This window comes from Larkinella terrae, assembly GCF_009668025.1.
Classification (GTDB): Bacteria; Bacteroidota; Bacteroidia; order Cytophagales; family Spirosomataceae; genus Larkinella; species Larkinella terrae.
Map to the genome: position 1 here is coordinate 808,678 of NZ_WJXZ01000001.1, position 12,921 is coordinate 821,598.

Annotated in this window: 10 protein-coding genes; 5 read left to right on the forward strand and 5 right to left on the reverse strand. The window is 53.5% G+C overall.

Features of this window, described 5'->3' with window-relative positions:
* Positions 1–164: 164 nt before the first annotated feature.
* Genes GJJ30_RS03350 through GJJ30_RS03360 form a run of 3 tightly spaced genes read right to left on the reverse strand, consistent with a single transcriptional unit; the run spans position 165 to position 3,899 of the window.
* The gene (locus GJJ30_RS03350) at positions 165–2,150 is read right to left on the reverse strand and encodes a caspase family protein (protein WP_154173122.1); all 1,986 of its coding nucleotides are present in this window, start codon (positions 2,148–2,150) and stop codon (positions 165–167) included.
* A 4-nt stretch (positions 2,151–2,154) separates the two neighbouring features.
* Positions 2,155–2,871, reverse strand: a complete 717-nt coding sequence (locus tag GJJ30_RS03355; RefSeq protein ID WP_154173124.1) for an anti-sigma factor — start codon at positions 2,869–2,871, stop codon at positions 2,155–2,157.
* Between the two features lie 11 nt (positions 2,872–2,882).
* On the reverse strand, positions 2,883–3,899 hold the full coding sequence (locus GJJ30_RS03360; RefSeq protein ID WP_154173126.1) for an RNA polymerase sigma factor: 1,017 nt from the start codon (positions 3,897–3,899) through the stop codon (positions 2,883–2,885).
* A gap of 116 nt (positions 3,900–4,015) precedes the next feature.
* Between GJJ30_RS03360 and GJJ30_RS03365 the strand changes: the two genes are divergently transcribed.
* Positions 4,016–7,063, forward strand: a complete 3,048-nt coding sequence (locus GJJ30_RS03365; protein WP_154173128.1) for a CHAT domain-containing protein — start codon at positions 4,016–4,018, stop codon at positions 7,061–7,063.
* 55 nt (positions 7,064–7,118) lie between these two features.
* Here the strand turns inward: GJJ30_RS03365 and GJJ30_RS03370 are convergent, their stop codons facing one another.
* On the reverse strand, positions 7,119–7,322 hold the full coding sequence (locus GJJ30_RS03370; protein WP_154173130.1) for a hypothetical protein: 204 nt from the start codon (positions 7,320–7,322) through the stop codon (positions 7,119–7,121).
* 174 nt (positions 7,323–7,496) lie between these two features.
* Between GJJ30_RS03370 and GJJ30_RS03375 the strand changes: the two genes are divergently transcribed.
* Positions 7,497–8,036, forward strand: coding sequence for an RNA polymerase sigma factor (locus GJJ30_RS03375; RefSeq protein WP_154173131.1), 540 nt, complete (start codon positions 7,497–7,499; stop codon positions 8,034–8,036).
* Complete coding sequence (locus GJJ30_RS03380) at positions 8,033–8,713, forward strand: anti-sigma factor family protein (RefSeq protein ID WP_154173133.1); 681 nt, start codon at positions 8,033–8,035, stop codon at positions 8,711–8,713. The genes GJJ30_RS03375 and GJJ30_RS03380 overlap by 4 nt, the downstream gene beginning before the upstream one ends.
* Here the strand turns inward: GJJ30_RS03380 and GJJ30_RS03385 are convergent.
* On the reverse strand, positions 8,692–11,523 hold the full coding sequence (locus GJJ30_RS03385; RefSeq protein ID WP_154173135.1) for a CHAT domain-containing protein: 2,832 nt from the start codon (positions 11,521–11,523) through the stop codon (positions 8,692–8,694). The two genes, GJJ30_RS03380 and GJJ30_RS03385, sit on opposite strands and share 22 nt — an antisense overlap.
* 366 nt (positions 11,524–11,889) lie before the next feature.
* Here GJJ30_RS03385 and GJJ30_RS03390 point away from each other — a divergent pair, with 366 nt between their 5' ends.
* Both GJJ30_RS03390 and GJJ30_RS03395 read left to right on the forward strand, forming a co-directional pair.
* Positions 11,890–12,327, forward strand: a complete 438-nt coding sequence (locus GJJ30_RS03390) for a hypothetical protein (protein WP_154173137.1) — start codon at positions 11,890–11,892, stop codon at positions 12,325–12,327.
* Positions 12,328–12,331: 4 nt separating this feature from the next.
* Positions 12,332–12,919, forward strand: a complete 588-nt coding sequence (locus GJJ30_RS03395) for a hypothetical protein (RefSeq protein WP_154173140.1) — start codon at positions 12,332–12,334, stop codon at positions 12,917–12,919.
* Positions 12,920–12,921 lie beyond the last annotated feature (2 nt).

Here is a 12,921-nt window from a genome sequence, read left to right on the forward strand (position 1 = left end):
TTAAAAATTTTTTTTTGTATTTCGTTGGTCCTGCGCCGGTGCCCAAAAGGTTGCTTCCTTCTGCGGGCATTTTGGTGACAGCGTGATTGCAGAAAATGATAAAAACCGCAACGCCCACTCAGGTGACGATGAGCGGGCGTTGCGGTTTTACGAAAAAGAAGACGTCAGAGAGTTTTTTCCGGGACAACCTTGAACGTCACGGTCGTGGTGGCCATTTCGTCGGATGGAATGGGGGTAGGACTTTCACCGCGATAGGTATTGCCAACGAAAAACGCAAACGGATTTTGGGCTCCGGCGGAGCGATCGGCACCCCGGCTCTCCACCGTTGGTCGCAACTCGAGCGGACGCGGAGTGGCAATGATCTTGTAGAATTCAGTCCCGTACGGCGGATTGAACGCAAAGTAAAAAGGCGGACTTTTTTGCCCCGCCGGGATCAGCAATCCATCGATCTGGTCATCGGCGGTTTCGTCAGGAAGCAGGATCGACAGGCGACCACCCGGCGGTATATTGATCAGGGTAATGTACACATCCCGGTCACCTTCGTTGTAAATCGTTAGCTGTCCCTGAACGTCGCTCGGAAATTGCGGAAAAGCGGTTTTCAGGAGGGTAACGGTGTCTGCAGTCACGGAACCGGTTGTCGAGTCAGCCTGAACGCGGACCGGAACAAAGTCGGCCCGAATCGCGTAGTGCGGATTGGTAAACGACAGATTTCGGATCACCTTCGCCTGACCGTAGTCGATAATCCGATTGACGCAATACGCCACGGCATCGGGGGCCTTCAGGAGCACGGAATCGTAGGGCTGATACGTGTCCGTGTGCCGCAGGAGCAGGTAGTTTTGGCTTGTTTCAATCCGCAAATCACCGCTTTGTCCGACTAAAATAGCCGGTTGATTGCCCAGTGCCTGGCTGAGAGTTCGCTGTAATTCAGCAGGGACATTTTTTGCAATCTGTACCTTAACGCGCCAGTTCCCGAACGCTTTTTCCGTTTCCACCGCCCGGATTTCGGCGGGCAAACCGGCCACGCGCCCGCTGTCGATCCTGACCCACGACCGGGTTAGTGACCCATTCACTACGTGGCCCGTAGCGAGGGGTGCTTTCCCTCTGGCCTGGCCCGATTTGGGGTAAAAAGCGATTTTGGCGCGGTTGTATACGCCCGCTACGTAACCGCCCGCTACTTCGATCAGTTGTTCGCCCGCATTTTTTATCGCAGTCAAACTCAACACCGGTTGGTACGCCGTAAAACTTCCGCCCAGCACCCGTTCTCCCCCATCACCTTCCAGCGTTGGATTTTGCGTATTCGGATCAATAAAGGCAGCGGCTTTGCTGAACATCCGGGCGTAGGTATCATTGCGTTCCAGTTGCCGAAAAGCACAACTCACTGCGTACGTCAGGGCACCAATGGGTTTTCCCTGGTCATCGGTCAGATCGTAGTTGAGCTGGTTGGGCAGGCAAGCGGTCATCAGAATAAACTTTCCAAGCCCCGGGCCGGACGACGGAACCCTTTTTTTATCTAAATAGCCCGAACCTATTTCACCGCTTGCCGCCGTTCCTCCGGTTTTTTTGACCAGCACCGGTCGGATCGGCGGTTTTCCGCCCCGGACCGAACCTTCGCCCCGGTTGATCGTTCCTGAATGACACGAGTCCATGAGGAGTAATAAATGCCCGTTTGGCCCGATTCGGCGTCTGATTCGGTCAATCCAAAGACCAATCTGATCGTCACGAATGTGTTTTTCACCCTGACCGGTTTCACTGGGTGTATCGTATGCGACAAAGGCTTCGTCGTATTTCACATCGCCTTCGTCATCGATTTCATCGCCATTGTCGTCGGGAACCTGCTGTCCGTGACCGGAAAACAGAATAACGACTTTATCGCCGGGCGTTAAACTGGCAATGAATACCTCCATTCGCCGGTGAATTCCGGCAAAGGTGGCCTGCTGATTGGGAAGGACGCTAATGTTCTGATTGAGAAAACCGTGTTCCTGAAGAATCGTTTTCATGAGCACCAGGTCGCGATCGGCGGGCGTGTTGGGCCACCCCAGCCCCGCGGCCCGGTAGTTGGCAATTCCAATTAATAGCGCCCGTTTGGCAGGGGCTGCCCAAACCGGAACCACCAGCCAAATGCCCACCAGGAGACCCATCACTCGTTTCATACCATCAGGAATCAAGTCGGGCCAATAACCGCTGGGCAGCCTGACGGGAGGTATGATTGGGCTCGGCCGCAATTTTTCGCAGCAGCGGTTTGAGCTGTTCCCTATCGTCGGTTAGAAGATAAGCCAGACACAGATGCCATTCGGATTGCTGTCGGATGGTCGGAATGTCGGATTTCATCGCTTCCTGAAAGCTGGCAACGGCTTTTTCCGGTTCGGAGAGCTCCAGTTGAATCAACCCTCTCTGGTACGAAACGCACGCCAGCGACTGATTGGGCACTTTTTCGAGTGCCGCCAGCGCCTGTTCGTATTCCTTGTTTCGGCGTAATTCGATTACTGCGTCGATGGCTTCAGGACAGGCGGCTTCGCCCCGGGTTCCCAAATCGGGTTGGTAAAAGTCGTCGTAAAGGTCCTGATTGGAGTTTAACGAGAGCCGGTAAGCTCCCCAGCCTGCCAGTACCAGCACGATCGAAGCCGCAATTTGGTAAATGAGTCGCTTGCTGATCCATGCCTGCTCCACCAGAACTCTTTCCTTTTTGGACTGGCGCAACTGCTCCAGCGTGGCCAGATGTGCCAGACTGGTTTCGACTTTCTGAAAAGAGGCCACCCGCTTTTGCAGCGCCGGGTCGGATTGCAATCTGGCTTCAAAAGCCGCCCGGCGGTTTGAAGGAAGGGTGTCGTTCAGATAGGCCAGAATGTCCCGGGTTTCTTTATCGGAGGCCATGCTTATAAAAATTAATCATCGGAATTGTCAAGTAAATCTCGAAGGCGACCCATGCAACCTCGGTGTAAAGTTCGAACATACCCGTAGGATCTGCCAATTTTCTCAGCTACTTCCTCCAGCGAATATTCCTCCACGTGATGGTACCAGATGATGGAGGCACAAGGCTCTCCTAGCTTGGGAATCGTGGCCCGTAATTTGTCTATTTCGTAATGGTCATCCGGTTCGGGAGGGGCGTTTTCCAATTCTTCATTCCCATAAACGGGTCTGACTTTAATATCCAGCCAGCGGAACCGGGCAATATTCATAAAGAAAGAACTCATCAGAGCAGGTTCACCGCCCTTTTTGGTTTTGCTGCGGTCATACCATCGGTAACCGCTCTTCAGATCATAAGGTCCTTTTTTTATTTTTTTAAATAACTCCCTTAACGAGATGGACCAGACCAGCTCGGCATCCGATTCCTGTCCGCTGGATAGCGTAACCATGTGCTCGGTCGGGCCGTACGTCCGGTTTTCAAAACCCTGATACGCTTTGGCAAAAACCGGTCCCTTTATTCCTTTAATCACCTCATGCACGGCCCGTTCCGAAGGGGATTTGCCATTGATTAATTCCCGTAAATCGGTTGCCGACTTGTGCTGTACGTCCAGCCGGGTTCGTTGCCGGGCCTCACCAAACGCTTCTTCAATTTTAGCAAGCTTTTGCGTCACCTGCTCCCGGAAGTAAAGCCCGTAATCTGCTTCGGTTTCCCTTAATCGGTCCACAATGGCCGGAATGTCATCCGAGGTCAGCATTTTTTTTATTTCGTCATCCGACTCATCAAACAAGTCGCCGTACCGCGCCACAAAATCGTCAACCCAGTCCGCTACCGGTTTCTGGCCCCGCTCCAGCAGGTCGGCATAATCCGCGGCCCTTCGATTGGCGTATTCAAACTTTTCAAAAGCTACCCACATGACAAAAGCCATATAAAACCCCTTATCCTCCTCGACTTTGGCCCCATTTGAAGAAAATAAAAAATCTAAAATTTTGGCCATTGTTTAGGTGCTTTTTTCCGATTGAAAGGCACAATATACTTATATTTCCAAAATAGTGACATTTGTTCAACCGCCAGAAAACGAAAGAATAGAAAAAAATTGCACCGGCATTCTTTATGCAGAAATACGTACAAAAAGGAATTCTTTCGGGCCTTGTCCTGCTGCTGAGTCCACTGGCCTTTGGGCAGAATTTATTTACCAGACAAGTCAAAGTAATGGCGCTGATCCGTGATCAGTCTTACGCCGAAGCCCTTTCAATTGCCAAACCAACCGTCGACAGCCTTGAACAACTGCCTGATCATAAAAACTTTTTCTACGTAACCTGGGCCGGTTTACTGACCAATCTTTACCAATTCAACAACCGGGACGATACTGCAAAGATCTATTCGGAACGTACCGTAGCAGCCGCGGGGCAGCTGTTCGGAAGAAAGGACTTTCGATACCTTGAACATCTTGAAAATCTGGCCTTTATACATTTAGGACTGGGTGCGCTGCACGATGCCGATTCGCTTTACAACTCGGTGTTGACCGCCCGGGCTGAAATTGGGAAAGATAACCAGCGATACGCCCAGACCCTGACCGGGCTGGCGAAAGTCTATTTCACGATGGGGCGCTATGGCGAGGCAAAACCGCTTTATGAACAATCCCTGGCGATCAGCAAGGCAACGTCGGGTGAAAACACCGGTTCGTACGGAAAAGCCCTCACCCATCTGGCATTTGTCCACAAAACAATCGGGCAGTCGGCAAAAGCGGAACAGCTCTACCAGCAGGCGCTGGCCATTCATAAAGCAAATCTGGGCAAAGGAATCAGCCCTTCGGCCGAAGCACTCAACAAAGCCCTGTATGCCGAAACACTGGATGAATTGGCTTACCTCTATCAGGAATTCCAGCAACACGACCGCGCAGGACTACTTTTTCTGGAAGCGTTGCAGTTGCAAAAAGAAGCCTTTGGCGAGCGGGATGCCAATTACTTGGCTTCTTTGAATAGTGTGGGAACCTATTACGCATCCACCAAGAATTATACGCTGGCCGAACAATACTACCGGAAAGCGTTACAGTTGCAAAAGGAGGTATTGGGAACAAAGCATTCGGATTACGCCATTACGCTAAATAGCCTAGGTAACCTTTTTTTAAATAAAAACGAGTCCGCGAAGGCCGATTCCATTTTTCGGGAAACCACGCGCCTTCATGCCGAGATTTTCGGCAAAAACCACATTGGATACGCAATCGCCCTGAATAATCTGGCCCTCACTTCAACCAAATTAAACCGATACCCGCTGGCCGATTCGCTTTTCCGGCAGTCGCTGCAGATTTGCCGGGATTTATTTGGTTACAATCACATCCGCTACGTCACCTTTTTAAATAACCTGATCCGGCTGCAAACCCTGATGGGAAACGACTCGGCCGCCGATTCGCTGCTGCGCTCCGGAATGAAAATTGAACTGGCCTTAACCAGACAATACAACCAGTTTTTATCCGAATACGAGAATAATCAGACGCAGCGCCAGTTCACGGCTTTTCACGAATTTCAGGCTTCGTTCTACACCCAAAACCGCCAGCGGTTTCCGGAATCCATTGGCGCTTTTCTGAATACGTCCCTGCATCGAAAAGGAAACCTGCTGCAAAATCTGGAACTGCTGCGCCAGCGGATCGCCAGCAGTGGCGACACGGTTTTGACCCGCCTGTTTGCCGACTGGCAGAATCAGAAACGACTGCTGGCGCTTTACCTGCAACAACCCGCCCGGAAGCGAACGGTCAATCTGGTTCATGAAACGGAAAAAGCCGATCGACTGGAAAAAGAGCTGCTACGCCAGTCGCAGGCTTTCCAGCAGGCTCAGAATCTGGAAGATATTCAGTGGACCGCCATCCGGGACAGCCTGAAATCGAACGAGGCCGCCATTGAATTTATTCGCTTTGCCCACACCCGCAATAACCGTCCAACCGACTCCACCCTCTATGCCGCGCTGATCGTTCGGCCCGGTGACAGGCATCCCCGGCTGATTCCGTTGTTTGAAGAACAGAAATTGAGTTTGCTGTTGCAGAAAGCCCAGAAGAGCAAAACCGGTCCGGGGCAGCTGTACGCCCTGCGCACTTCGACCCTTTTATCCGGTTCGATGGCGGTGGATGGGCGACAGGTCTATCAACTGGTCTGGAAACCGCTGATGCGTCATCTGGATGGTGTCAATACGGTTTATTTTTCGCCCGCAGGGCTGTTACACCGGATTTCGTTTGCGGCCCTGCCCGTTTCTTCGGATTCGCTCCTGTCCGAACGCTTTACGCTCCACCAGCGGTTTAACCTCCGCAGCCTGGTCGAAAAAATCCCGCCCCTATCGCCCCAGAACGAATGGCAGGTGATTGCCTTTGGCGGAGTAACCTACAAAGCAAAACCAGACAACAACCCTCCAGCGCCCAAAACCGCTCCGGTTTCGGGACCACTGATGGCGTACCAACTGCCGAAGCCTGCCCAAAAACGTGGGAACCGGGGCGATTTGCTGATCGATCTGCCGGGCACCTTGGAGGAAATCAACGCCATCGATTCGAGTCTTCGCCATCGCACCCGGGAAGTAAAGTTGTTTCAGGGTTGGGATGCTACTGAAGAAGCCTTTAAAGCTATTGACCAAAAGCGCTCCCCGACGGTCATTCACCTGGCTACCCACGGTTTTTTCTTTCCTGCGCCCCAGCCAAAGCCGGACCAGCCGGTAGCCGTGGCGAGTCCGTCGAGCGCAAATACCTGGCGGGGCGCGGAAGATCCGCTGCTGCGGTCGGGGCTGCTCCTGGCGGGTGCCGAGCGGGCCTGGCAGGGACAATCATCGCTCGAGGGAGCGGAAGACGGTATTCTGACCGCTTACGAAATTGCCCGCATAAACCTGACGGACACGGAATTAGTGGTTTTGTCGGCCTGCGAAACGGGCTTGGGCGATGTGGTGGGCAGCGAAGGCGTTTACGGACTCCAGCGGGCCTTCAAGCTGGCGGGTGCCCGGCGGCTGATCATGAGTTTATGGAAAGTGCCCGACAAGGAAACCACCGAGTTCATGAACGAATTTTACCAGCAGTGGCAACCGGGCGTTCAGGCGAATCAGGCTTTTCGGAATGCGCAGCGGACGCTCCACCGGCGTTACCCGAAGGAGCCCCGGAAATGGGCGGCTTTTACGCTGGTGGAATAAAAAAAGTCCCGGCCTGCAGACCGGAACTTAACCTAAAACGTACGTACGTATTTCTTCATTTTCCTCCCCCGTGCCCGCCTTTTGGCGGTTTGGCCGACGGATTGTCCGGATCATCCGGATCGTCGGCAGCGTGCGTTGACGATGGAGATTGCGGAATCAGTTCTTCCTGGCAGGAAGTCAGGGTGAGTGTGCCAAAAATCAGCATGGCAAGCCCAAGGCGGCCAAAAAGTGTTTTGGCTGCAAAAGTTACATTTTTCATTTTTGATCGAGATTAAAGTGATGGCTTTAACCCGATGGGCCCCTCGGATCGTCGTCCAGTACCCTTCATCGTCGGCGAGCGGGCGGATTGTCAGATGGGGAGAAAAATTTTTTGTAACTTTTTTGAAGGCTGCTGGCAGTAACCTTTTGAACGAGTCGTTGTCTGTTCTGCATTATGCCCAGATTTACTGAAAGCGAGGTGGTGACCGCCTATAAAACCGGTCTTCAAATTGAAAGCGTTACCGAGTATATGTATAGCACGTACTACCCCACGATCCGCGAACTGTGTCGTCGGCTGGAAGGGAATGTTCAGGATTGTGAAGACCTGTTCCAGGAAACGCTGCTTATTTTTATCGAGCTGGTTCAGGCCGGTCGCTACAACCCACACGGGAGTGCTACGCTGAAAACGTATCTGTACTCCATTGCCCGAAACGTCTGGTCCGGGCGCTGGAAACGCTCCGTCCGTCAGCAGAATTGGGAGAAAAATTTTGCGGACACTTTTTATCCGGAGCAGGACACGATTGACCTGTACATCAATCAGATGACAGCGATGCAAATGCTGAATCAGCTCGGTGAGCCCTGCCGAACGATTATCAGCCGGTATTACATCGAAGGCTTCAGCCTGGATGAAATTGCCAGGGAACTGGATTTGAATGAACCCACGGTGCGGCAACGAAAATTTCGCTGTCTGAAAAAACTAAGAGATATGCTATGACATCCGACAACGACATGAACGAAATGGATCAGATTGAAGCCTACTTAGCGGGTCGGCTTGCGCCAGCGGAGCGGCAGCAGGTAGAGGAAAAAATTCAGTCTGATTCCGGTTTTTCGAAAAAAGTGGAAAGTATGCGACAAGTCACTCAGCTGTTGCGGAGAGCCGATATCCAACAGCGTACCCAGGTCACCCTACAAAACCTGTATCGGCAACGTCGTCAGCGCAGCCGTCGCCTGACGTACTGGTACGGAAGCGGTTTGACCACTCTGGCCGCCTGTCTGGCCTTCGCGTTTTATCTGGCGTTTACCGACGTGCATCTGCCGGTTATTGAAGACGATTTGCTGATCGTTCGTGGCCGGGAGATGGAAGAGCGCGCCCTGACCAGTGAGCAGTCGGCCTATGGAAGTTTGCTGGCCGGGCAGCAGGCTCTCAAACAGGGGAATTACCTGAAAGCCACTAATTATCTGGAAAAAACGCTCCGGTTTACCGATCTGCGGCCCTACTACCGGGAAGCCGCCCAGTGGTACCTGGTGCTGGCCTATCTTTACAGCGATCAGCCCCGGCGGGCGGAGGGGTATTATCAGCAGCTCCAAACGACCGATCAGCCGCAATATGTGGTCAACTCCATCGACCGCTGGAAAGTATATGTTCAGATTCAGCGCCAGAAGCTGTTGTAACGAAGGAACAACAAAACTCCGGCAATCAGCAGCGCAGCACAACTGCCGGTCATGACCCAGTGATCCGGTTGAGGCCACCGAAAACCAGGTTGATAAAGCGGCTCATTGGCGCCAATGACCACGAAATGGGCCCAGAAATACGGGTGGTTGTACGGACGACTCCATTCCAGTTTAAAAAAATCGGTCCGGGCTTTGCGCAGGGCCGTCGCCGGCGAATCGCCTTCCTGCAAATATGCGTAAGTCCGCCTGACCAGAAAGGCCGACGTCCGGTCGTGCGCATTCCACAAGGTGCTGATCGTGGTCGGGCAGCCCGCGTAGGCAAACGCGCGGGCCAGGCTCATCATGCCTTCCGAGCGGTAGAGTTTGCCGTTGCCTCCTTCACAGGCGCTTAGCGCGACCAGGCGAACATGGCGCAGATTCATCTGGCTGATTTCGTGGGCGTATAACCGGTGCTTCCTGGTGGTATCGTTGGGGTAAAAAGCAATATAGGAATGCATCGGCTCTTCGCTGTCGAGATGCGCGTGCGTCGACAGAAACCAGATGGAGTGGTTTTTCTGCGCGTTCAGGAAATTAGGGCGGGTTGCCTGTTCGCTCATCAATTGCCGGGTTGATAAATTGGCAAACTCGCCCCCGCTGGCGGAGAGGGTTTCGTACCCGAAATGATCGGAAATCGTGGGCTGAAGATCCCGGTTAAACGGAGCAATCGCCAGGACATCATCGGCGGAAATTCCCCCCGGCGAATGAGAAGTACCCCCCAGCGAAGTGGCGGTATAGACGTACCGGATGGTGTGCTGAAAGCCAATGTAATCGTTGACGGCTCGACCGGTTTCAAACACATCAATCGGCAATCCATCCAACACCCCGCCCGTGTTGACGACCCAGGATTCTTTGGATTCGATTTCCGAAAGCAACGGAGCAATAAACCACTCAAAAGCCTGAAGCGCAAACGGTGTTCCGGTATACTGACTAATGCCGGGGTGGCGCCGGAGCGACGAGCGCAGGGTGTCGAGAGTCCGAAAAAGGGTCAGCGAATCGACCGGAATCGTTTTCCAGCTACTCCGCTGGTGCGTAAGGGCAAAAGCGTGCAATTTGCCGTGGCTATAGTTATAGGTAATATAGGCCGCCGTTTCCGGCAATCGGGCCTGAACCTGCTGAACGGTAACCGGTTGGGTCAGGTATTTGGAGTAGTAATAATCCGGATACTTTTGCTCCCACTGCCGGAGCAGCAGGTAATGCTGGTGCAGCCGGTCGCGCTCCCGGGCGAGCAAACTGCGCTGGTGTTCGGGCGTGGGATTATCGAGCAGCTGCGCCCGGACGGACGACAGTTCCTGGCGGATTTCCTGATCGAGCCGGAGTTGCTCGGCGGGCAGGTACTGCGGTTTCAGGGTGGCTTCGGCGTAAAAATCCTGGAAACTGGTGGCGCGGCCCTGTTCGAGCAGCGTAAAAGCCATTCCGAAAGCCGACTCGGTCCGGTTTTGGCGATACAGTTGATAAGCCGCTTCCTGCGCCTGCTGGTACAACGGCAGAACGGTTTCGCTCAGATACAGTTTATCTTCCAGCACACCCAGGTGTTTCCGGGCCTGGTGAAACACATCAATGGCGCGTCGGTACGTCTGGAGGGCATCTTCCCATCGCTCCTGCCGGGTCAATTGATTGCCTTTCAGGAACAGTACCTCCACGGCCAGTTTTTCGTCCAGCACCTGATCGGTTGGCGGATTTCCCAGCTTATCCAGTAAAAAAGACGGTTTCAGGACCGACGCCAGGGCACGTTGCCAAAAGGTCATTCCGGTCTCCGGTTGCCCCTGCGCCATTTTGATTTTCCCTTTGACCAGCCAGCTCGTTGCCAGTATCCGGCCCTTACCGCCGTATTTCAGCGTGTAGGTCGAAACCGCCTTATTCAGGTAAAGCTCCGCTTCTTTTTCCCGACCGATTTCCCAGTAACACAAACCCAGGTGATTGTATAAATTAACCACCATCCGGGTGTCATTTTGGCTGGAATCCCGTTCGGTCAGGCGGGTATAAAGCCGGTACGACATCTGTAAATAGCGCAGGGCCGCCGGGTAGTGCTGCTGGCTCAGCAAATTCCAGCCGATGCCGGAATACATTCGGGCCAGTTGCAGATCCACCAGGGAATAATTGCGAATGCCTTCCCGACGCAGGGCCAGGGCCCCGGCAAAGTTTCCGACGGCTTCGTATTGCCCCGCCAGCACGTTACAGATGATGGCCACCTCACTTTTGATGTGAAAATCACGCGCCAGTTGCAAGGCTTTTAGAGCCAGGACCTGACTCACCGAAAACCGCCCCGCCGATTCGTGCAGCATGGCCTGGTTGCTGTAATGGTAGATCACGTAATCGGTAATTTCCCGGTTCAGCTGCGGATGCTTCTCAATCATCCGATCCGCTTTTTCAAAGAAGTGGGCCGACGAAGTATAGTCGTTGAGCTGACGATACAATTCGCCCAAGCTGGAATGGACTTTAAAAGCCGTTGAGTCGGCAACGGGCGTTTTTTTCAGCATGTCAAGCCCCTGCAAACACCGCGAAATACCGGCCTGATAGTTTCCCGCCAGGTAATCCATCGAACTCAAATCGACCAGCAGTGTAATGCTCAGCTCCGGTTGCTGCCGGGTCCGGCTGAGCTGGTAGGCTTGCTGGTAATAGCGGGTCGCTTCGTCATACCTCCCCAGATCATACAGCCGTTCCGCCTGATTTCGGAGCCGATGAATGGAGGCCGGTTGCGCCCGGGCTGAGTCCGTAAAGCCCTGCAAGCCAATCCATAACCAGCAAAAAAGATGAAAGTGCCGGGCCGACATTCCTTAGTGAAGAAGTAATTGGACTAGAAAGATACAATCGTGACCAATTGGTAACAAGCCTTCCCCCATAAAGTGTAAAAATCGCCGGTTGCTGTCACGGAACCGGCGACAGAACAAAGTAAGAGTAAGAGACTGTCTAAAATTTATAATTTTCCTTTTCCACATTGCCCCCAACCCACTAAAGGGGGCATTAATCGGCATTTCAAAGCCCCCTTTAGGGGGTTGGGGGCAGACCGAAGAAAGGAAGAATCTGAATTTTAGACAGTCTCTAAAGCCACCAAAAAAATTTACAGAAGGAGATGACAATCGGGGGTAATCGGCCCGATTAAGGGGTACAAACGCATCATCCATTTAACGAATCGAACTATGTCGAAACTCAATCACCCCACGGAAGGCAGTTCGTTGCGGTTCCGGCTTTGCCTGTTGCTGATGGCCGGAATCGGGATTGCCAGTTGGCTACGTCCGGCTTCATCGGGCTCAAAACCGCCCGCAACGGCGGCTAAAACCACCGAAGCCTTTACGCCCGTTCAGCAGGAAAACCGAAACTTCTACGGCGCGATCGGTTCGCTGGCCGAGCTGATGTTCGGGACCCCGGCCCAGCGCAAGTCGGCCTATGATGAAGAAGAGCGGGCCCGCCGGGACAGCGATGCGGCTCTGGATGAACGGCTCGGGCGGGAGCGGGAAGAACGCTACAAACAGGAAGCGGAAGAACGCTACCAGGACCATCAGGACTACCTGCAGCAGCAAAAAGAGCAAAACGACCAGTATTACGAACAGAAAAAAGCGGAAGAAAGCACCTATTAACGCCATGTCTATTTTAACCAAACCCGTCAAATGGGTACAACGGCCTATTGTGGGCCTGATTCCCCGGCCCGTGGAGCTTTTCCTGGGAGCGGTTCTGCTTCTGGTAGTGCTCAAATGGGTGCTGGGTCCCGGTGGTGGTCAAAGTCCCCGACAGGTTGCCCGGGCCGTTGCCGAAGGGATGATTACGGTTCTGAAGGACGACCAGAATTTGCGGCAGGGCGTCCTGTTTTTCACCAAAGACGGCCAAAACCACGATGGCACCGTCGAAATCCGGGACCTCGGGGCCGGATTGGGCGGACTGCTGCTGGGAGGAGGGCTGAACCGCGTTGGCGGAAGCGTCTATTTCCACGGTTACCGCCATTCATCGGGCGTAACGCTCACGGGCGGCCCGCTTGATCTGGAGTTCCGGGCTGGTTCTCAGGAAAATGGAGGGGCCAAACAAGCCGTCTTCCGCATGCAGGGAACCCTTCAGGTGGCGGAAATCGACCAGCCGGTTACCGTGCAGCTCGAATTCGTGAGCGAACAGGATACGTACCAGATTGACGCCCTGAAGGGTCAGATCACCATTAACCAACAAACGACAACCCTCTGATT